This is a genomic window from Nocardioides sp. Soil796, assembly GCF_001429525.1.
GTDB lineage: Bacteria > Actinomycetota > Actinomycetes > Propionibacteriales > Nocardioidaceae > Nocardioides.
Genome location: NZ_LMSQ01000016.1, coordinates 142,582 through 163,065, shown reverse-complemented (window position 1 = coordinate 163,065; position 20,484 = coordinate 142,582). Strand labels below are relative to the sequence as shown.

General features: G+C 68.1%; 18 protein-coding genes. 7 read left to right on the top strand and 11 right to left on the bottom strand.

The window, feature by feature from the left end; genetic code table 11:
• Positions 1–105: 105 nt before the first annotated feature.
• From ASH02_RS06955 to ASH02_RS06925, 7 genes are all read right to left on the bottom strand, one after another.
• Positions 106–933: an SDR family oxidoreductase gene (locus tag ASH02_RS06955; RefSeq protein ID WP_056680445.1), complete on the bottom strand. Its 828-nt coding sequence runs from the start codon at positions 931–933 to the stop codon at positions 106–108.
• A 14-nt stretch (positions 934–947) separates the two neighbouring features.
• A complete protein-coding gene (locus tag ASH02_RS06950; RefSeq protein ID WP_056680442.1) occupies positions 948–2,456 on the bottom strand; it encodes an aldehyde dehydrogenase family protein in 1,509 nt (502 codons plus the stop codon).
• Entirely contained in the window at positions 2,453–2,743 is a 291-nt protein-coding gene (locus ASH02_RS26615; protein WP_056680439.1) for a hypothetical protein, read from the bottom strand. The genes ASH02_RS06950 and ASH02_RS26615 overlap by 4 nt, the downstream gene beginning before the upstream one ends.
• Positions 2,744–2,779: 36 nt before the next feature.
• Positions 2,780–4,408, bottom strand: a complete 1,629-nt coding sequence (locus ASH02_RS06940; protein ID WP_057294507.1) for a fatty acid--CoA ligase — start codon at positions 4,406–4,408, stop codon at positions 2,780–2,782.
• Between the two features lie 83 nt (positions 4,409–4,491).
• Positions 4,492–5,694 carry an NAD(P)/FAD-dependent oxidoreductase gene (locus tag ASH02_RS06935; RefSeq protein WP_056680432.1) on the bottom strand — a complete coding sequence of 401 codons (1,203 nt, stop codon included), beginning with the start codon at positions 5,692–5,694 and terminating at the stop codon, positions 4,492–4,494.
• On the bottom strand, positions 5,691–7,091 hold the full coding sequence (locus ASH02_RS06930) for a cytochrome P450 (RefSeq protein ID WP_056680429.1): 1,401 nt from the start codon (positions 7,089–7,091) through the stop codon (positions 5,691–5,693). The genes ASH02_RS06935 and ASH02_RS06930 overlap by 4 nt, the downstream gene beginning before the upstream one ends.
• 22 nt (positions 7,092–7,113) lie before the next feature.
• Positions 7,114–7,434: a 2Fe-2S iron-sulfur cluster-binding protein gene (locus tag ASH02_RS06925; RefSeq protein ID WP_056680426.1), complete on the bottom strand. Its 321-nt coding sequence runs from the start codon at positions 7,432–7,434 to the stop codon at positions 7,114–7,116.
• Positions 7,435–7,543: 109 nt separating this feature from the next.
• Here ASH02_RS06925 and ASH02_RS06920 point away from each other — a divergent pair, with 109 nt between their 5' ends.
• Positions 7,544–8,563 (top strand): helix-turn-helix domain-containing protein, encoded by a 1,020-nt coding sequence (locus ASH02_RS06920; protein WP_056680425.1) that lies wholly within the window; start codon positions 7,544–7,546, stop codon positions 8,561–8,563.
• 340 nt (positions 8,564–8,903) lie between these two features.
• On the opposite strand, the gene ASH02_RS06915 is transcribed toward ASH02_RS06920, so the two are convergent.
• Complete coding sequence (locus ASH02_RS06915) at positions 8,904–9,392, bottom strand: PaaI family thioesterase (protein WP_056680421.1); 489 nt, start codon at positions 9,390–9,392, stop codon at positions 8,904–8,906.
• On the bottom strand, positions 9,389–10,018 hold the full coding sequence (locus tag ASH02_RS06910; protein ID WP_056680413.1) for a TetR/AcrR family transcriptional regulator: 630 nt from the start codon (positions 10,016–10,018) through the stop codon (positions 9,389–9,391). The genes ASH02_RS06915 and ASH02_RS06910 overlap by 4 nt, the downstream gene beginning before the upstream one ends.
• 111 nt (positions 10,019–10,129) lie before the next feature.
• Here ASH02_RS06910 and ASH02_RS06905 point away from each other — a divergent pair, with 111 nt between their 5' ends.
• The 5 genes from ASH02_RS06905 (at position 10,130) to ASH02_RS06885 (ending at position 17,534) form a co-directional block, all read left to right on the top strand.
• Positions 10,130–13,174 (top strand): MMPL family transporter, encoded by a 3,045-nt coding sequence (locus ASH02_RS06905; protein WP_056680410.1) that lies wholly within the window; start codon positions 10,130–10,132, stop codon positions 13,172–13,174.
• 22 nt (positions 13,175–13,196) lie between these two features.
• Complete coding sequence (locus ASH02_RS06900; protein WP_056680409.1) at positions 13,197–14,375, top strand: cytochrome P450; 1,179 nt, start codon at positions 13,197–13,199, stop codon at positions 14,373–14,375.
• A 38-nt stretch (positions 14,376–14,413) separates the two neighbouring features.
• Complete coding sequence (locus tag ASH02_RS06895) at positions 14,414–14,941, top strand: hypothetical protein (RefSeq protein ID WP_056680406.1); 528 nt, start codon at positions 14,414–14,416, stop codon at positions 14,939–14,941.
• A gap of 662 nt (positions 14,942–15,603) precedes the next feature.
• A complete protein-coding gene (locus ASH02_RS06890; protein ID WP_057294506.1) occupies positions 15,604–16,302 on the top strand; it encodes a DUF6629 family protein in 699 nt (232 codons plus the stop codon).
• A gap of 65 nt (positions 16,303–16,367) precedes the next feature.
• Entirely contained in the window at positions 16,368–17,534 is a 1,167-nt protein-coding gene (locus tag ASH02_RS06885; protein ID WP_156409724.1) for a PQQ-dependent sugar dehydrogenase, read from the top strand.
• Positions 17,535–17,570: 36 nt separating this feature from the next.
• Here ASH02_RS06885 and ASH02_RS06880 read toward each other — a convergent pair whose 3' ends face one another.
• On the bottom strand, positions 17,571–17,975 hold the full coding sequence (locus ASH02_RS06880) for a MarR family winged helix-turn-helix transcriptional regulator (protein ID WP_056680342.1): 405 nt from the start codon (positions 17,973–17,975) through the stop codon (positions 17,571–17,573).
• A gap of 40 nt (positions 17,976–18,015) precedes the next feature.
• On the opposite strand from ASH02_RS06880, the gene ASH02_RS06875 reads away from it, so the two are divergent.
• Positions 18,016–19,818, top strand: a complete 1,803-nt coding sequence (locus tag ASH02_RS06875; protein ID WP_200950034.1) for a chloride channel protein — start codon at positions 18,016–18,018, stop codon at positions 19,816–19,818.
• Positions 19,819–19,854: 36 nt separating this feature from the next.
• On the opposite strand, the gene ASH02_RS06870 is transcribed toward ASH02_RS06875, so the two are convergent.
• Positions 19,855–20,481 carry a TetR/AcrR family transcriptional regulator gene (locus tag ASH02_RS06870; RefSeq protein WP_200950036.1) on the bottom strand — a complete coding sequence of 209 codons (627 nt, stop codon included), beginning with the start codon at positions 20,479–20,481 and terminating at the stop codon, positions 19,855–19,857.
• Positions 20,482–20,484 lie beyond the last annotated feature (3 nt).

Here is a 20,484-nt window from a genome sequence, read left to right as displayed (position 1 = left end):
GGCCAGCACCCGGCCTAAGCCACGGGACAGGAGACGACCGCGAGCGCCACGCGACGCTCGCGGTCGTTTCGGATGATCCGTGGCGCGCGATCGCGCCCTGTGGCATCAGCTGCGACCGACCCGCTCCAAGTAGGCCTGACGCGCCGCGGAGTCCACGCGGTCGAGGAAGACCGTGTCGGTCCCGAGCATCGCCCCGAGCTGGGTCGCGATCCGCTCGGGAACGAACTTCATCGCCGCCACCATCGTGCCGGCGATACGCGTGACTCGCACGAAGGGCTGCGGGCGCTCGATGAGAGCCGCCGTGGCGCGCGCGATCTCCTGCGGCTCTGCGTTGCGCATGCCCTTGGCCCCGCTCGTCCCCGCGACCAGCTCGGTGTTGGTGAAGGTCGGACGCACAGTGGACAGGGTGACACCCGACCTGCGGTACTCCTGCCGGGCGGCCTCGGTGAACCCGATGACCGCGAACTTGGTCCCGCAATACGTCGCCAGCCCCGGGACCGGGAGCTCCCCGGCCAGTGAAGCCGTGTTGATGATGTGTCCCTGTCGCCGTGGCAGCATCCGCTGCAGGGCGATCTTGGTGCCGAAGATGACGCCCAGGATGTTGATCTCCACCTGCCGGCGGGTGACCTCGTCGGTCTCCTCGTGCACGTGCCCCGTCGGCATGACACCCGCGTTGTTGATGAGGACGTCGATCGGCCCCAGTGCTTCCTCGGTCACGTCGAGGAAGGACGCCACGGAGGCAGGGTCGGTGACATCTAGACGCACCGCGACGTCGAGGCCGAGCTCCTCGGCGGCCACCTTGAGCTGGATCTGGTCGATGTCCCCGATGGCGACCCGGTGACCGCGCCGGATGAGTTCCTCCGCGGTGTGGTATCCGATCCCCCGGGCGCCCCCGGTGATGGCGACCACCCGTCGCTTGTTCGTTGTCGTCATGGTTCCTGTTCCTTTCAGAGGCCGAGTCGCTGCCGCAGGCCGCGACCAGCGGCCAGGCGCAGCACTCGGCCGGCGATCGCCGTACGCCGGGCGGAGTACGGGTACCAGGTGAGCTCCTTGGTGGTCAGCGGGATCCGCGGCTCGGTGATTGCTTGGACGCGGCAGTACTTCCGCAGACCCTGCGCGCCGCCGAGGCGAGCCCCCAGGCCCGAGGACTTCCAGCCGCTGTGGGGTAGCCCCACGGCGAAGAGGTTGCTGAAGACGTCGTTGATGTTGACCGCACCGACCTCCAGTTGGTCGGCGATGCGCCGCCCTCGGGAGACGTCTCGTGTCCACACGGTGGCCGAGAGCCCGTACGCGGAATCGTTGGCCAGGGCCACCGCTTCGGCCTCGTCGGCCACCCGCATGACCGGCAGTGTTGGCCCGAACGTCTCCTCGGTCATGCAGGCCATGCTGTGGTCGACGTCCACCAGCAGCGTGGGGGCGAAGAAGTTGCCTTCGTCGGCCCGCGACCCGCCGACAAGCACGCGCGCACCGGACTCCTGAGCCTCCCGCACATGCCGCTCGACCGTGTCCACCTGCGCCCGGGTCACCATGGCGCCGACATCATCGCGGGCTCGAGAGCCCTGCTTCAGCGCTCCGAGGGCCGCCACCACCTTCTCCACGAACCGGTCGTAGACCGCGTCCACCACGTAGACCCGCTCGACCGAGATGCAGACCTGCCCCGAGTTGAAGATCCCGCCCCAGACGATCCCGTGCGCGGCCCGATCGAGGTCGGCATCCTCGAGCACGATGGCAGCGTCCTTACCGCCCAACTCCAGGCTGACCGGCTTGAGCAGCTGAGCACAGCGCGTGGCCACCCGACGGCCCGTCGCCGTCGAGCCCGTGAACTGAACGAAGTCAACAGCCTCGACCACCGCTCCTCCAGTGTCCCCGGCCCCCGCGACGTGCAGGAGGACCGGCGGGGCGCCGATCTCGTGCCATCCCTCGATGATGCGCGCGCACGTCAGCGGGGTCATCTCCGACGACTTTGTCAGCACCGCACATCCCGCTGCGAGCGCCGGCGCCGCATCCATCAGGAACAGGGTGATCGGGAAGTTCCACGGGATGATCAGTCCGACCAACGGGTAGGGCCGATAGCTGCGGGTCAGCCGCTTCGGAAGGCTGAGCAGCCCTCCTGCCCCCACTCGTTCGGGGGCGAGGAACTCCTTCGCATGGTCGGCGTAGAAGGAGATGAACTCGCACGAAGCGGTCGTCTCCACCAAGGCGTCAGGGCGGACCTTGCCGGTCTCTGCGACGAGCAGGTCAGTGAGCTCATCGGTGTGGTCGAGGATCCAGCCCCGCCACTTGCGCAGCCAGGTGGCTCGCGCAGCAGGACCCATGTCGCGCCACGCGACCTGCGCCGCGCGCAGGTCCTCAGCGGCGGCGCGCACGCGGTCGCCGTCGACGATCGGGACCGATCGGAGTACTTCGCCGTCGGCGGGACGTCGGATGTGCAGGGTGGGTGCGGACGGGGCGTTCATGACACTTCCTCGAGGTCGGTGACGGTGCCCGGGAGGGCCTGGCTTGCTGCGCCATCAGACGACGGTCGACGGGGGCCGCTGTGGGCTTGCAGCGGAGTGCGCGGGACAGCAGCAGTTGCGAAGTCGCTGGCGAAGGAGTACGCAGGCGTGGTGATCCCGTGCTCGCGGCACCATGCCCCGGGCTCGCGCTGGGAGCGGCGCGGGATGCCGTTGGACGGCTCCTGCTGGAACGAGATCGGCGGCAGCGGCGGCAACTCCCGGCCGGACTCGGCCGCGAGCTCGTCCACCAATCGCGCCTCGCGCCGTGATGCCTTCCCATGCAGTCAGAGATCGATGACAGCGAGGTCGCCGTCGGCGTGCCGGGCGCGGAGCAGCTTCTTGTCGAACTTGCCGACCGAGGTCTTGGGCACGTCGGGCACGAAGCACCACCGCTCGGGCAGCCACCACTTGGCGACCTTGCCCTCGAGAAAGTCCCGCAACTGGGAGGGAGTCACCTCGGACCCGTCCCGAACGACGATCACGGCCAGGGGCCGTTCCTGCCACTTCTCGTCCGGAACGCCGATGACGGTCGCTTCCAGCACATCCGGGTGACCTGCGAGCAGCAACTCGAGCTCCACTGACGAGATCCACTCGCCGCCCGATTTGATGACGTCCTTCGCCCGGTCGGTCAAGGTGACGAAACTACGCTCGTCGATCCGTCCCACGTCTCCGGTACGCAGCCATCCGTCGTCGAACTTTTCCGCGTCCTCGTCACCGATGTAGGACCCCGTGATCCATGGGCCGCGAACCTGGATCTCCCCGACTGACTTCCCGTCGTGCGGCACCTCGTTACCGTCGTCGTCGATCAGTCGCAGCTCGACCCCGGCGACGGGACGACCTTGGGAGGCCCGCAGTGCCCAGTGCTCCTCGCCCTCGACCGCTGCCGGCGGCCGAGCGATAGCGGCTAGGGGCGAGGTCTCGGTCATCCCCCACGCCTGCACGATCTGCACGCCGTACTTCTCCTGGAAGGCCTTCATTAGATGAAGCGGCACGGCCGATCCACCGCAGGCCACCAGCCCCAGCGACGAGATGTCGTGACCGGGGTTGGAGTCGAGGTGATTCAGGACGTCACTCCAGATCGTAGGCACAGCTCCGGCGATCGTGGGGCGCTCGCTGCTGATGAGTCGCACCAGTGGCTCGGCCTGGAGGAACCGTTCGGGCATGACCAGGTCGGCTCCTGCCATCAAAGCCGCGTAGACCAGTCCCCAGGCGTTGGCATGGAACATCGGCACGATCGCCAGGATGGCATCGTCACCGGTGACGCTCAGCCCGTCGGCGGCACACGCAGCCATCGAGTGGAGGTAGGTCGATCGGTGGCTGTAGGCCACGCCCTTGGGGTTGCCGGTAGTGCCCGAGGTGTAGCACATGGCCGCAGCGGAGAGCTCATCGAGTTCCGGCCACTCGAACGTCTCCAGGTGACCTCCGATGAAGTCGTCGTAACCGACAACGGTGAGGCCGTCACGTTCGAGCGGCGCGAGATCGACACCCCCCGTGACGACCACGGTGTGCACCTCGGCGAGCTGCGGTAGGACCGCCGCCAGGAGCGGGGCGAGCGTACCGTCGACGATCACCACCCGGTCGTCAGCGTGGTTGGCGATGTAGACCAGCTGCTCGGGGGTCAGTCGAGGGTTGAGGGTGTGCAGGACTGCCCCCATGGAGGGCACTGCACAGTAGGCCTCGACGTGCTCCTGGTTGTTCCGCATCAAGGTGGCGACCCGCTCGTCCCCCACGACCCCGCAGGCCCGCAGCGCGTGGGCCAGCTGCGCCGAGCGGCGTCCCACCTCGGCGAACGTGCCGGTCCTGACCGAGCCGTCGGGCTGGAGCGTGCGCACGCGCGCGGTGGCGTGCACACGGGCACCGTGCCGCAGGATGGCTGCCGTCGTCAGCTGGACGTTCATCATGGTGCTCTGCACGAGTAGTCCTCCGGCGATGGGGTGTTGAGGGGGGCGGTGATGGGGTGCGGGGCTTCGCCGAGGCGCGCGCCCGGCACTGTGAATCAGGAGGCGGCGGGCCGTTGCAGTTCCGCCCGATCGACGTCGAGACCCTGGCCGAGCGTTCTCTTGGCCTTCATGAAGTCCCGGGGACGGTTCACACAGTCCGCGGCGAGCAACCGCCCACGTTGGAGGTAGTAGCAGGTGAAGTCGCGATCGCGCGCGGGGTCGCCGCTTAGCACGATCTCGTCGTAGCCCGTGTTCAGTCCCGCGATCTGCAGCTTCAGGTCGTACTGGTCGGACCAAAACCACGGCAGCGCCGAGATAGGCCGCTCCTTGCCGCACAGCGTGGCGGCAGCCGCCTTCGCCTGCTCACCCGCGCTGGGCACCGCTTCAAGTCGCACCCGCCGGCCGTAGCGAGAAATGTAATGGATGGCGCAGTCCCCCGCCGCGACGATCTTGGGATCGCTGGTCGAGGCGAAGTCGTCGATCACGACACCGTCCTCGACCTGCAGGCCCGCCTCAGAGGCGAGCTCGGTGTTCGGGACCAAGCCCACACCCACGATGACCAGGTCTGCGGGAATCCGCTCACCCCCGGCTAGCACCACCTCGCCGGCGCGGCCGTCGCCGGCCACGGCCTCGACGAGAGCGCCCGTCCGCACCACGACCCCGGCGTCGCGGTGGATGCGCTCGTAGAACATCGACACCTCAGCAGCCGTGACCCTCTCCAGGACACGTTCGGCGGCCTCCAGGACCGTTACCTCCAGCCCGAGGGCGCGCAACGACGCGGCGGTCTCCAGCCCGATGTAGCCCCCGCCGACGATCACGGCTCGGCGACCCGAGGCCGTGGCCTCACGGATCGCCTCGACGTCCGCGAACGTCCGCAGGTAGAAGACGCCCGGCAGATCGATGCCAGGAATAGCCAGCGGACGCGCCCGGCCCCCGGTGCACAACGCGAGGCCGTCGTAGGCGAGCGTCTCACCGTCGCTCAGCACGACCTCTCCGGCCGCACGATCAATCTCGGTGACCGTCGCCCGCAACAGGCGGATCTTCTGCTTGTCGTAGAACTCCGCCTTGCGGATGGCGAGCTCCTCCAAGCTGCTCTTGCCGGCAAGGTAGGCCTTGGACAGGGGAGGCCGCTGGTACGGAAGCGCGGCTTCGTCACCGATGACGACAACCTCACCTGCCCACCCCTCCTGGCGAAGGCTGGCGGCCAACTGGGCCCCGGCGTGGCTGGCCCCGACGATCAGCGCCCTCCCCGAGGTCACGCGTCGGTCTTCGGCGTCAACTGGACCATCAACCGGCTGATCCCGCGCACGAAGTTGGACTGGACATACTCCGGCTCACCCACGACCTCGATCTTCTCGAAGCGCGGGAGCAGCTCTTCCCACAGGATCCGCAGCTGCAGCTCGGCCAGACGGTTGCCCATGCACCGGTGGACGCCAAAGCCGAACGCGATGTGGTTGCGTGCGTTTTTGCGGTCGATGATGAGATCGTCCGGACGTTCGAACACTCGCTCGTCGCGGTTTCCCGAGGCGTACCACATGACCACCTTGTCGCCCTCACGGATGAACTGGCCGTTGAGGACCGTGTCCTTCTTCGCAACGCGACGCATGTAGGCCAGCGGCGTCTGCCAGCGGATGATCTCTGAGATCATGTTGGGGATGAGGTCCGGGTTGGCCTTGAGCTTCTCGAACTGGTCGGGGAACTGATTGAGGGCGAGAACACCCCCGCTCATAGAGTTGCGTGTGGTGTCGTTGCCGCCGACGATCAGGAGCACCAGGTTGCCCAGGAACTCCATCGGGCGGTCGATCAGGTCCTTGGTGTGCTCGTTGCTCTGGAGCATGGTGATCAGGTCGAACCCGGGTTCCTCACCTGCCGCGAGTCGCGCCTGCTTGTCCCGCCACAGCGCGCTCAGTCCCCGCGCCGCGTCGACGAAGCCCCGGAAGACCTCGTCGTTGTCGGATGGTCCGCCGTTGGCCTGCTCCATGGAGCTGGCCAGGTCCGACCACTCGACGAGCTTGCGGCGTTGGTCGTATGGGAAGTCGAGTAGGGTCGCGAGCATCCGCGCGGTGAGCTCGATCGAGACGCGGTCGACCCAGTTGAAGGGCTCACCTACCGGGAGCTCGTCCAGTACTTCCTGGACCCGCGTGCGGATCAAACTCTCCATCTCGCGCAGGTTCTTGGGGGCGACTACGCCTTGGACCGCGGCTCGCTGGCGGTCGTGTCGGGGCGGGTCCATGGCGATGAACATCGCGACATCCATGAACCGTGGGGGCTCGCCGATGATGATGAAGGGCTCAGCCGAGAAGGTCTCATGGTCTTTGTCGACCGCGATGATGTCGGCGTGCCGAGTGACGGACCAGAAAGGTCCGAACGGGCTGTCGGCCTGGTAGTGGACGGGTGCCTCGTTGCGCACGCGCTCGAAGTAGGACTGCCACTTGCCCTGACGGTAGAGGAACGGGTTGCTCAGGTCGATGTCGGCGAGGGCGACGTCCTCCACGGGGGGAATGGGCTCCTCGACGAAGATCTTCTTCCCGTTGGTCCGTGTCACGAAGCGACGGGTCTTGTCGTACAGGTGCGCCCCGCGGATCTGGATCTCCATCGGGATGATGGACTGGGCTCGCTCAGCCACGGCGTCGGTCACGGTAGTCAGGGTCGTCATGGTGCAGTCTTCCTCTCGACGGTCACATCTGGAACTCGGGGAGTCGGACGACGAGGCCGTCCCAGCTCTCGCTCACCCGCATCTGGCACGAGAGCCGCGAGGTCGGCTCGCGCTCGGGGTTCATGGCGAGCATCTCCTCCTCGACCGGACCCGAACGGCCGACTTCGGCGATCCACTGGTCCTCGACGATCACATGGCACGTGCCACACGCGGCCTCCCCGCCACAATCGCCGTCGATCCCGGGCACCATGTTGTCTACGGCGATCTGCATGAGGGACGCACCCTCCTCGAGGGGTGCCTCGCGCTTCTCCCCGTCGTGGGAGATGAAGGTGACAACTGACATGGAACGACTCCTTGCTCGAACGTGAGTCAAGTGTTGGCACTCTGGACATGCTGTGGCTATGGTCACTCGAGTCAATATGTTGTGATTTCGGCTCAGGAGGTCACTGCCCATGAAGTCCCCCGAGCCCGGGGTGCCTCCGTTGGCGTTCGTCCAGCTCTTGAACAGCGATGCTCTCGGTCCTCAAGCCGTAGGTCGCTTCCGCGCGATCATCGACCGCGAGGGGACTTCCGAACTGGAGCTGGTCCAGCGCGACCGACAGGTGCCGATCCGGTGGTTCCGTGAGGTCTACCCCGGACTCGACCACGACGAAGCCACAAGCCTCGGGCTCTCCTTCGCCGAGCACGCGCAATTGACGTCGTTCGGCCCGCTCAGCCTGCCGCTAGTCAGCTCCGGCTCCGTGGCCGAGGTCTTCGAGCTGCTCGGGTATCTTCCGATCATCTCGAGCGCCTTGCGCCCCCACTTCCACAGCAGTCAGCGCAGCCTAACCGTGGGCCTCACCGGCCACACCGGCGATCGTGATCTCGACTGCCTAGTCATCACCTACGGCGGAGCGGCACTGCTGCGGCTCCTCGACATGCTGACGGGCCCGCTGCCAGGCGTCACGATGAACCTGGCTTGGAAGACACCCCAGTCCCCTCAGCGCATCGCCGGCGCGCTGGCCGGACGCTTGGTGTTCGGCGCACGCGCGTCGTTCATCGACGTTCCCGTCGACATCCTCCAAGCACCCTGTCGCTTCCCCGACCCGGTCGCCTATCGCATGGCCATCGGCGAACTGCGCCGAAGCCTCGACCGTCACACCGCTGCCACCAGCTTTACCGAGACCGTGAGGCGATTGCTCGAGGAGGACCCCGGACACATCAGCAGCCATGACATGGCTGAGCTCCTCGCAGTCTCCCCGAGCACCATGAAAAGGCGCCTCCACGAGGAGGGCACGACCTTCCGCGACGTACAGCAATCGCTGTTGCGCGAGAGGGCGATCGTCCGCCTGCTCGACCGATCGCTGACGGTCGGTCAGATCGCCATAGATCTCGGCTATAGCGACCTGGGCAACTTCTCGCATGCCTTTAAACGCTGGACCGGGCAGTCGCCAAGCGAATTCCGTCAGTTCGGTCGCCGCGAACCGGGCTAGGTAGGGCCCGGCTACCAACCTTCGCTCGCTTCGCGCCACTCAAGCAGCACGCTCGCGGCGTTGTTCACGCAGTCACGTCACCGTTGACGATCCAAGTGGGGGCGTCATCCCTCCCGACACGCACGCCGACAGCCATGTCAGCTCAGCGTGCGACTCGCACCCTTCCGTCGTCACACGGCAGAGGAACAGGCACCAGCCGGGAGTACCGACCGGGAGTACCGGTCGCGCCCGTGTCGAACCCGACCGCGCTGAGATCCCGCAGAGTCCCTCCGCCACGGTGCGCTTGCGACCGTGGCGCCCACGGGAACTTCGGGGATAAAGCGGCCCACCCACGTCTTAGTCATCGCGGCCTGCCCTGGTCGAAGTGGGTCACGTCCACCCTCAGGAAAAGGGCCGAAGCGAAGGCGACAGTTGGTCCTCCGGTCTCACTCATGTCGGCCTCCACGAAGAGCTTGCGCCCTTCTGTCCGGACGACCCTGGCCGCGAGCTCGTAGGTGGTGCCGAGGATGACGGGCGAGTCGTAGCGCACCTCGAGCTTCCGGGTCACCGCTGGACTGCCGGTGAGGTAGAGCAGGAACCCGAACAGGTCGTCGAGGACCGTTGCCACGGCGCCTCCGTGCGCGATCCCGGGAGCGCCGACGTGGCGCTCGTCGAAGACGTGAACCGCATGCACCTCGTCGCCGCGACGCTGGACGGTGAGGTGATGGCCGTGGGGGTTGTCGGGTCCGCAGGCGAGGCAGTGGTCGTGGTGCGGCGGAAGCCGGGCGCCGTCCTCGTACGCCCGGAACTTCTCGTTCCAGCTCGCGAGGAGCTCATCCAGGCTGGTCACGGCCGCTCACCCGATTCGTGGTCATCGCGAGTGCGAGGTGTCGCGAGACCGTCGAGGATCAGTTCGCAGATCGCCGCAGAGAAACGGGCCGCATCTGCGGACGGGCCAGTTGAAGACCCCTCGACCGCGGCGCTGAGACCGGCCACGGTGATGGCACCGAAGACGCTCATTGCAACGGCACCCGGATCGGCGACCTGGCGCAGCGAGCCGTCGGCGACGCCGTCGGCCAGAAGCTTCTCGATCGGCTGGTAGAACGCGCTCCGCAAAGCCTCGGCGAGGTCAGGCAGCCGGGTGGCACGGCCGAGGTCCCCCACGAGTGCCCGGCACAGGAACGGATGCTCGACCATCACACTTAGTTGTGCTGCGACGGCGGCCTCGAGCCGGGTACGGGCATCCTCGACCGTTGAGACTGCGACACCGACCTCGCCAGCGATGAGGTCAAGCAGGTCTCCCAAAAGGAATGCGAGGACCCCGTTCTTGCCGTCCAGGTGGTAATAGATCGTGGCCTTCGGGATACCCGTGGCTTCGGCGATGTCGTCGATCTTGGTGCCGTCCAGACCGCGCTCGGCGATCAGCTCGGCCGCGCCGTAGAGCTGACTGGCCAGCTTCGCCGGAAGTTTCCTCACCGCTCTCACTCCTCCCCTTGTGCCCCACCGTGCCAACTGGCCTCGACGTCGACCACATCCTATGTTGTACTGCCAGTACAACATTTCAGTCCAGAGCATTGGTGCGGGTGAATGGGTCGCGGACCACGAGCCGGAAGCAGCGGACCGCTGAGGTCTGCCCTCAGGCTGGGGCACCGCTTCCCATCGATCGTGGTGCTCGGCTGGGTGCTGGCCGCCGCCGCGCTCTCGCTGCTGGTCACCCCGCTGGGGACCGTGGTCGAACGCAGCAGCACTGCCTTCCTGCCCGAGGACTCACCGACCCTGCACGGGCTGCGGGTGATGGACACCGCGTTCGGGTCGGGCAACACCCACTCGTATGTGTTCGTGGTCATCACCGACGACGACGGCCTGGGCGTGGGGGACCGCCGCGTCTACGCCGACCTCGTGAGCACCCTCCAGAAGGAGCCGGAGCGGGTCTCGGAGGTCCAGGACTACCTCGGCAAGCCCGAGGCCCGGCGCTCGATGACCAGCAAGGACGGCGAGGCGACCTACCTAGTCGTCGGGCTGCGATCCGCGGTCGGCTCACCGGCATCCGACGAGGACGTGAAGTGGCTCCGCTCGGTCGTCGACGACCTCGATGCTCCACCCGGCACCGAAGTTCACGTGACCGGCGACCCGGCGATGATCGCCGACCTGACCACGGCGGTGAACGACGCCTCGTTGAAGATCACCGCGGTCTCCCTGTTCCTTCTGGTCGGAATCCTCTGGCTGGTCTACCGCCGGATCGCGACCGTCCTGGTGTCGCTGGTGACCATCGGTGTCGCCCTGCTGTGCACCCGCGGCGCCCTGGCCTGGGCAGGTGAGCACGGGCTGGCCCTGTCCACCTACACCGACGCGTTCGTCGTAGCCATCACCCTGGGCGCCGGGACCGACTACTGCGTCTTCCTCATCTCCCGCTTCCGCGAGGAATACGGCAACGGCCTCGAACCCCTCGATGCGGTAGCCGAGTCGGTCTCCCGGGTCGGGCCCGCCCTGCTGGCCTCGGCAGCCACCGTCATCCTCGGCGCCATCTGCCTCGGATTCACCGAACTCGCCATCTTCGCCACCACCGGCCCCCCGATGGCGATCTGTATCGCGGTCACCCTCGCGGTCAGCCTCACCTTCACCCCCGCCCTGATCCGCTGGTTCGGACCCCGCATCGGGCCAGCTCCGGCACCGCGGCCGGACTCGCGGTGGGCCCGCACCGGCCGCCTCGTCGGACGACACCCCGCCCGGATCCTGGTCGCGGGAGTGACGGTCCTGGTGCTGCTCGCGCTCGCGCTGCCCACGATGCAGCTCTCCTTCGACGAACGCGCCGCCCAACCGCCAGACACCCCCAGCAACCTGGGCCTCGCGGCGATGACCGAGCACTTCCCACCCAACCAGACCCTGCCCGACTACCTGCTCATCCGCTCCGACCACAACATGGCCAACACCCGCGACCTGGCTGTCATCAACTCCGTGAGCACCGCGGTCGCGAAGGTCGACGGCGTCAACCAGGTCCGCAGCATCACCCAACCGGCCGGAAGGCGACTGGAACCCGCCTCCATCGCCAACCAGCTCGGGAAACTCGCCCGAGGACTCCACCAGGCCGACCGCAAGCTCGAGTCCGGGGAACCCGGGCTGGAACGCCTCGCGTCCGGGGCCGGCGACCTCGGAGACGCCCTCGGCCAGGTCTCCGCAGGCGCCGGGAAGGCCCAAGACGGCGCCGGGAAGCTCAGCGACGGCAGCCGCCGCATCGCCCACGGCCTCGGGCAGGCAGCCGATCACACGAGCCAGGCCGCCAGCGGCGCCCGCCGGCTCCGCTTGGGCGCCGCCGCACTGGCCGCCGGGCTCCGCACCGCACACGACCAGGTCGCCCAGGCCGTCGAGGGCCTCGGCAGGATCGTCGAAGCCCTGGAGGACGATCCGATCTGCACCGCCGACCCGATCTGCAAACGCTCCCGTGAGGGCCTGCGCAAGATCTACACCGGCGAACGCGACCGGCTCCTGCCCGGCCTGGCCCAAGCGGCCGCCGGCGCCGAACGCCTCGCCGCCGGCGACGGACGCCTCGCGACCGGGCTCGACCAGCTCGCCGCCGGGCTCCGCCAAGCCCAGTCGGGCAGCAACCGGATCGCCGAGGGCCAAGCGCTGTTGAGCGAGAAGCTCGGCGAGCTCGAAGGCGGCACCGACCGGCTCGCCACCGGTGCCGCCGGCATCGCACCTGGCATCGAGCAGCTCCTCACCCAGACCGAGAAGCTCAGCAACGGGCTCGACGAATCCGGCGACTACCTCCAGGCCATCAACCAGCGCGCCGACACCCCAGAGGCCGGAGGCTTCTACCTACCCGCCTCCGCACTCGGAAAGCCCGACTTCGCCCTGGCCCGCACCCAGTTCCTCTCCGAGGACGGAAAACTGGCCCGCATCCAGGTCACCGGCGATACCGACCCCCTCACCCCCGCCGGACAGGAGCGCTACAACGAAGTCCAGGACACCGCCGACCAGGCCATGAACAACACCCGCCTCGACGACTCCACCATCCTCGCCACCGGCGCGGCCGGCCTCGGCGCCGACCTGGCCCACTACCTCGCCGACGACGCCGTCCTCGTGGTCGCCGCGGTCCTGCTCATGGTGCTCCTCATCCTCATCCTCACGCTGCGCGCCCTCACCGCACCGCTCTACCTCCTCGCCTCCGTCGTCCTGTCCTGTGCGGCCGCGCTGGGGCTCACCACCCTCGTGTTCCAGCAGCTGGTCGGACAAGACATCCACTTCACCGTCCCGGTCATCGTGTTCGTCCTGCTCGTCGCCGTGGGCGCGGACTACAACATCCTGCTCATGAGCCGGATGCGCGAGAGCGGCCTCGCCCTGGACCGCGACGAGGTCGCCCGCGCAGTCACCGCCACCGGACCCGTCATCACCGCCGCCGGCCTCATCTTCGCCTCCACCTTCGTGGCCCTGCTGTTCTCCCCCGTCGAAGCGCTCGCCCAGACCGGGTTCGCCGTCGCCGCCGGACTCCTGCTCGACACCTTCATCGTCCGCACCCTGGTCGTACCCGCCTGCGCGGCCCTTTTCGAGGACCGCAGCTGGTGGCCACACCGCAGGCCCACGCGCGCCCCGTCCGCACTGCAGCCAGCCACCACATCCGATGCACACGCGTGAACCGACAACCGAGAGAGATGCGATGAGCAACCAGCAGCTGACCTACAGCCCGTTCGACCCGGAAGTCATGGCGGACCCGTACCCCGTCTACCGCGAGCTGCGCGACCACGCTCCCGTGTACTGGTCCTCGCAGGCGAGCTGTTGGGTCCTCAGCCGCTACGACGACGTCTCCGCCGCCCTCGCCGATCCGGCGACGTACTCCTCGGCGTCCGGGATCTTCCCCACCCCGCCCGGGGTGGACATGACCGACCTGTTCCTGCCCATGCTCATCATGAGCGACCCACCCCGGCACACCCAACTGCGTCACCTCGTCAGCAAGGCCTTCACCCCCCGCCGCATCGCCGGGCTCGAGACACACATCCACACCATCGTCGACGACCTCCTCGACCAATCCCCCGAGACCGGCCCGTGGGACTTCGTCTCCGAATTCTCCGGACCTCTGCCCGCGATCGTGATCGCCGACATGCTCGGCGTGCCGCGTGAAGACCGCGACCGCTTTCGGACCTGGTCCACCACCCTGATCCAGTCCAACCCCGTGCGAGGCGAGTTCGGCGCCGGGCTGGACGCCGCTGCAGCCCTCTACGAGTACTTCTCCGCATTCCTGGCCGACCGACGCGCGCACCCCCAAGACGACCTCATGACAGCGCTCGTCCAAGCCGAAGTGGACGGCGAGCACCTCACCGAGGAAGAACTTCTCGGCTTCTGCCTGCTGCTGCTCGTCGCCGGGCACGAAACGACGACCAACCTCCTGTCCAACAGCGCTGTCATCCTCGCCCAGCACCCTGAGGACCGACGCGCTCTCGCCGACGACCCCGAACTCGTGCCAGCAGCCGTCGAAGAGCTGCTCCGCTACGACTCACCGGTCCAGGGCCTGGCACGCACCCTGACCCGACAGGTCGATCTGCACGGGCAGGCCATGGCAGCCGGCGACACCGTGCTGCTGCTCTTCGGCTCAGCCAACCGCGACGACCACGCGTTCCCCGACGCCGACCACTTCGACATCAACCGTCGCCCCGAACGACAGGTCGCGTTCGGGCGCGGCATCCACTTCTGCCTCGGCGCATCCCTAGCCCGCCTCGAAGCACGTATCGCTCTGCGAGCACTCCTCACCCGCCGCCGTGACTGGGATGTCGACATCGACTCCGCGGTCCGACTCCGCTCAGGCCCGATCCGCGGGTTCGCATCTCTACCCATTCAGTAGGTCAGCCACACACCATCCAGTCCCACGAAGGAGTACCCGTGAAGGACCGACCGAAGCCGAGCCGCGCAACAGTCCTCCACAATCTGATCGAGGAGATCCTCGCCCGAAACGACGGGCAAATCCCCACCAACATCGAAGGCACCGACACCTACTTCAACAACATCGAGGATCTCGCGAACGCGCTGCTGCTCCGCTGGCACACCCGCCTCGTGGCATCACTAGAACGCAGCCTCGTCGACGACCCTGAAGACCGCAGGGAGGCCGTCATCGAAGCCTGGCGGCACGCCACCCGGATCTACTCGGGCGTGCGGAAGGTCATCGACGACCTCGCGGACCACCCTCCCACCGAAGAAGTTGCTCATGCCGTCCGCGCGACCGCGCACAACGACTGGGCCGCCATGGCCGTCGCCGCCGGGCTGGCCAGTGCCTTCGATGAACCAGCAGTTCGAGTCGGCCACCGTCTCGAATTGGAAGCGCGACGACGCAACATCGTGGAGCAAAGCACCGCTCGCACGCCTCGGCCGCGAACCGTGCTCGGTAAGGTCAAAGCCATGATCACCGGTTGAGGCACCAGCGCCCAGAAGCAGAGCCTGCGGCGGGTGGTCGTCCAACCACAACGGCGTCTCTCAGCTTTGCTTCTAGCGCGGCCTCGTCCATCCACTTCGGTCGGGTCTTGGCGATGATGAGTTCGGGGTCTTCGCGCGGATGGCTTCCTCAGAAGGAGCGATGAGAACTCCCCAGAACCCGCCCATCCTGTAGTCGTTGGCGACCAAGTATTCGCCCTCCCCAAGGACGGCGGGCAGGTCGTCCCGATCGGCCATGCCGTGAGAATCTCGCGCCCGTCGGTCGCTCGCTCATGGCTGCCATGGGCGGGCGCATCGACTGCGTCCACTCCCCCGCCCGCCAGGAAGATCCGACACAGGGCACGGAGCTCGACGGCCCGGAGCGATGACCCCGACTCCCTAGCAGACCCGCATCCGTTACAAGCGTGGTACAAATTGTCGAAAGTCCTCGACGTTTGCGCAGGTCAGCATGGGTCAGTCAGTCAGTATTACGACATCTGATCGTCGTACGACGGCCCCCGACCTGCACCACGCAGGTCGGGGGCCGTTCTGTCTGTCGGCAACTGCGGCAGTTGGGCGGCGGGCCGAGCCTCCTCCCGCTGCCGACCCACGTCCGGGGCGTGAACTGCCGCAGTTCGCCACGCGACCCTTGCTAGGTTCACGTCGTGTGCTTCTCCCCCGAGATGGATGTCGTCGCCGGTGTGGTCGTGACCGGGATCGGCATCGACTGCCTGCGCCAGGTCACCTCACGCAGGCAGGTCGCCCTGGCCGCCGTGCCGGTCGTCTTCGGGGTTCATCAACTGATCGAGACGCTCGTCTGGTGGGAGCTGCAGGGAAGGGTCGGCCAGTGCACCGGCGACGTGGCGACGTACTCCTACCTGGTCATCGCACTGCTGGTGGTCCCACTGCTGATCCCGTGGGCGTTCCTCCGCCTCGGAGTCGGCCGCTCGCGGGTGGCCGACGTCGGCTTCGTGGTTGCCGGTCTCACTGCGGTTGCCATCTGCGGAAATCTGCTGGGACTTGATGCTCCGGACCGTCGAGTCGACGGGCACCAGATCACCTACTTCGCCGGCGAGTACATCCCCGATCACGTCCTCCCGGTCTATGCCGTTGCCTGTCTGGGACCACCACTGCTCGCCCGGGCACGCTCACTCCAGCTCTTCGGTGTGGTCAACCTCGTCGTCGTGCTCGGCCTGGCTGCCCTCAACCAGGGTGGTGTCATCTCCCTGTGGTGCGTGTGGGCCGCCCTCACGAGCGTCCTGGTCAACCTGCATCTACGTCGGGTCCGGTCGAGCCGCGACTCCGTCGACCAGGCGGGCGTGGAAGTGCGGCCAGGCAGGGGCGCCAGAGCCCGAACGCCGTGAACGCCCGTGGCGAACTCAGCCGGCGTTCGCCACCTGCGCGACAAGCCAGGCGTAGCGTGGGCGTCATGCGCCGAGCCGCCGCACTGTCCGTGGTCCTCTTCCTCGCCCTGCTCGCGGGGCTGACTCCCCCGGGCTCGGCCGACCAGTCCGCAGAGGAGAGCAAGCCACGAGCGGCGGCGGTGGTCCCCTCGCTCCAGGTGACTCGCCAGGTGCGCAACCTCCAGCAACCGTGGGATGTCAAGGCGATCGGCGGCGGACGCCTGCTGATCACCGAGCGGGACACCCGGCGGCTCCTGCTCTACTCGCGCGGGCGACTGCGCAGCCTCGCCTACCCGAAGAGCTCGGTGTGGGTCAGTGGCGAGACCGGACTGATGTCGCTGGCGATCGATCCGGGCTTCGCGCGCAACCACCGCTTCTACATGTGCCAGGGCGGCAATGCCGGATCCGGCCGCCACGACGTCCGCGTGGTCGCCTGGACCCTCGACTTCACCCACGGCAGAGCGGTCCGCAGCCGGGTACTGCTCTCGGGAATCCAGGCCACCTCCGGGCGTCACGGCGGCTGCCGGTTGCTGATCGGCCGTGGTGGTGACCTTCTGGTCGGGACCGGTGACGCCGCCGTGGGCACCAACCCACAGAACCTCAACTCGCTCAACGGCAAGGTGCTCCGACTCAACCGGATGACCGGGAAGCCGTGGCCCACCAACCCCTTCCTCACGTCCACGAACCTGAAGCGGCGCTACGTGCTGACCTACGGGCACCGCAACGTGCAGGGCCTCGCCCAACGCGCGGACGGGTCGCTGTGGTCCGTCGAGCACGGGAGCTACCGCGACGACGAGGTCAACCGGCTGCGCACGCGGGGCAACTACGGGTGGAACCCCGTGCCCGGCTACGACGAGAGCGTGCCGATGACCGACCAGTCGCTGCCGGGCACGCAGATCAACGCGCGGTGGCGCTCGGGCGACCCCACGATCGCCACGTCCGGTGCCGCGTGGGTGCGGGGCAGCCGATGGGGTGTCTACAACGGCACCCTGGCCGTGGCGGCACTGAAGGCAGAGCGGGTGCTGTTCATGAAGTTCACCGCTGCAGGCACGTTGGTGTCGGTCCGCATCCCGTCCGCGCTGCGCAGCTTCGGACGGCTCCGCTCGGTCACCAGCGCTCCCAACGGCGACCTCCTGATCACCACGGCCAACGACGGCAACGACGCGGTGCTCCGGGTCAGGCCGAGAAGCTGAGGCACCTCGGCCCCAACGCTGTGAAAACGACCTCAGTCAGGTCCCCGACGTGGGTGGGGCGAGCGGATCGAGCAGTCCCGAGAGCCGTCGCAGCTCCTCGACGTGTACGGCGGTGAGTTCCTCGAGCACGCGAGCACCGGACGAGGTCAGGCGGAGCTGCACGCGGCGAGCGTCCTCAGTGCTGCGCGACCGCTTCAGAAGGCCGAGCTGCGCCGTACGGTCGGCCAGCTCACTGGCAGTGTGGTGCCGCACCAGCAGGGCATCGGCGACCTCGCCGATCGACGGCCCCCCGTCCGTCGTGCTCCCCCTGATCGCGAGCAGGAGCTGATGCTGGGCATGGGTCAGCCCGTGCTCCTCGGCCGCCTGCCTGCTCCACTGCTCGAAGCGCCGCAAGGTGGTGCGGAACAGCAGGAGGCGCTGGTACTGCTCATCGGTTGACACACCCTCAGCCTAATATGTCGTGTTCCGATACTTTTTCCCCATGAGCAATCCCTCCAGCAACGTCGCGGTCCGGGACGTGCGCCACCTCGGCGACTTCACCGTCACCCCGCGCATGGTCGTGATCGCCCTGCTTGCCCTGCCGGTGGGCGCCGTCGCCGCCCTGGCCGCGTGGTCCCTGTTGCAGCTGATCGGCCTGATCACCAACGCGGTCTTCTACCAACGCACCTCGACCGAGCTCGTCGCGCCCGGCGGCGGGGATCACCCCTGGTGGCTCGTGTTGCTCGCGCCGGTCGTCGGTGGCCTGGTCATCGGCGTGATGGCGCGCTACGGCTCGGAGAAGATTCGTGGCCACGGCATGCCCGAGGCAATCGAGGCGATCCTGCTCGGTGGCAGCAAGGTGCAGCCCCGCGTCGCCGTACTCAAGCCCACGTCATCGGCGATCGCCATCGGCACCGGCGGTCCGTTCGGTGCGGAGGGCCCGATCATCATGACCGGCGGGGCGCTCGGCTCGCTGCTCGCACAGTTCCTCCACCTGACCGCCGACGAACGCAAGACGCTGCTGGTCGCCGGTTCCGCGGCCGGGATGGCGGCCACCTTCAACTCGCCACTCGCGGCCCTGTTGCTGGCCGCAGAGCTGCTGCTCTTCGAGTTCCGGCCCAGGAGCCTGGTCCCCGTGGCCGGAGCCGTCGCGGTCGGCACCGTACTCCGACACCACCTGCTCGGCGAGGGAGCGGTCTTCCCGGTCACCGGCGCCCTGCACCTGCACGACGTCGACTACGCGCTGTGCGTGGTGTCCGGCCTGATCGCCGCACTGCTCGCCTTGGTCGCGACCGTCCTGGTCTATGCCTCGGAGGACGCGTTCCGCCGCCTGCCGATCCACTGGATGTGGTGGCCGGCGATCGGTGGCGTGCTGATCGGCCTGGGCGGGCTCCTCGTCCCCGAGGCGCTCGGTGTCGGCTACGACGTGATCGAGGCCGAGCTCAGCGGCGAGATCGGCCTGGGCCTGATCGTGGGCATCCTCGTCGTCAAGACCCTGGTCTGGTCGCTGTCGCTGGGCTCGGGCACGTCCGGCGGCGTGCTCGCACCGATGTTCATGATCGGTGGAGCCCTCGGTGCGCTCGAGTCGCACCTCTTCCCCGCGGTCGGCCCCGGCTTCTGGGCGCTGGTCGCGCTCGCCGGAGTGCTCGGCGGCGTGATGCGCTCCCCGCTCACCGGGGTCGTGTTCGCACTCGAGCTGACCCATCAGTGGGACGCGATCCTGCCGGTGATGATCGGCTCCTTCACGGCGTACGGCGCCTCGGCACTGATCCTCAAGCGTTCCGTGCTGACGGAGAAGATCGCCCGACGCGGCTACCACCTCAGCCGCGAGTACGACGTCGATCCGCTCGAGATCACCTTCGTCAGCGAGGTGATGACCAGTGAGATCGTCGAGTTCACGCCCGACCTGCCGATCGCCAGTGCCCTCACCGCCCTCGAGGAACCTGCCGACGACCACGCGGCCTGGCGACAGCAGCTCTATCCGGTCACCGATGACGGCGCGTTCGCGGGCGTGGTTGCCCGCGGGGCGCTGCTCGGCAGTGCACGGACACCGGGTGGCACGATCGGCGACCTCCTGGTCCGCGACCCCGTCCACACCCACAGCGACCAGACCCTTCGTGCCGTCGCCGAGACGATGGCGGTCGACGGGATCACCACCTTGCCGGTGCTGGACCGCGACGATCCCGACGTCGTTGTCGGCGTGGTCTCGCTGCCCCAGCTGCTCGCCGCACGGCGCCGTGACCAGCAGGAGGCCCGCGACCGCGAGCGGGTGCTCAGGGTCCGACTGCTCCGGCCGACGCCCTGACGATCCTTGGCCCCCTGGTCCCGCGCCCCCGCGGGGTCAGCCAGCCGGATCGGGGACGACTCCCCCGGCCGGGGTGGTGACGCCGAGCATCGCGGCGCTGATCATCCGCGGGCCGTCAGCTGCGTCGAGATCACCGGCATGTACGGCGGTCACCGCGGCGTGGGTGACCGAGTGCAGCACGGTGACCAGCCACGACACGGGCAGGTCCTTGCGGAACGCCCCCGAGCGCTGGCCACGCTTCAGCAGCCGCTCGGCCCGTGCGCGCAGGTCGGCGTGAGCCTGGTCGACCTGCTCACTCGGAAGGGCGCGTTCGGCGGCGACCACCAGAGCGCCGTACCGGTGGGTGACCGCCCAGGTGGCCTCGATCAGGCGCTGGAGTGCGGCGACCGGATCTCCGGCGAGGTCGACGTCCTTGAGCACGGAGTCCGCCTCGGCCATCGCCCGCTCGGCGACCGCCGCGACCAGGGTCGCGCGGGAGTCGAAGTGCCCGTAGAGGGTCACGCGTCCGACGCCTGCAGCCTTGGCGACCTGGTTGATCGTCGCATCGGGATCACGGGCCAGGCACTCGGTCGCCGCATCGAGGATCGCGGCGATGTTGCGTCGTGCGTCCGCGCGGGGCGGCCGCTTCTCCGCGGCACCTGCAGACTGTCCGGTCGTCGTCACAAT

Excerpts from the sequence above, each read along its gene's own strand:
- ASH02_RS06955 (WP_056680445.1), bottom strand. The coding sequence starts at position 933 with ATGACGACAACGAACAAGCGACGGGTGGTCGCCATCACCGGGGGCGCC.
- ASH02_RS06950 (WP_056680442.1), bottom strand. The coding sequence starts at position 2,456 with ATGAACGCCCCGTCCGCACCCACCCTGCACATCCGACGTCCCGCCGAC.
- ASH02_RS06930 (WP_056680429.1), bottom strand. The coding sequence starts at position 7,091 with ATGACGACCCTGACTACCGTGACCGACGCCGTGGCTGAGCGAGCCCAG.
- ASH02_RS06925 (WP_056680426.1), bottom strand. The coding sequence starts at position 7,434 with ATGTCAGTTGTCACCTTCATCTCCCACGACGGGGAGAAGCGCGAGGCA.
- ASH02_RS06920 (WP_056680425.1), top strand. The coding sequence starts at position 7,544 with ATGAAGTCCCCCGAGCCCGGGGTGCCTCCGTTGGCGTTCGTCCAGCTC.
- ASH02_RS06905 (WP_056680410.1), top strand. The coding sequence starts at position 10,130 with ATGGGTCGCGGACCACGAGCCGGAAGCAGCGGACCGCTGAGGTCTGCC.
- ASH02_RS06900 (WP_056680409.1), top strand. The coding sequence starts at position 13,197 with ATGAGCAACCAGCAGCTGACCTACAGCCCGTTCGACCCGGAAGTCATG.
- ASH02_RS06885 (WP_156409724.1), top strand. The coding sequence starts at position 16,368 with ATGCGCCGAGCCGCCGCACTGTCCGTGGTCCTCTTCCTCGCCCTGCTC.
- ASH02_RS06875 (WP_200950034.1), top strand. The coding sequence starts at position 18,016 with ATGAGCAATCCCTCCAGCAACGTCGCGGTCCGGGACGTGCGCCACCTC.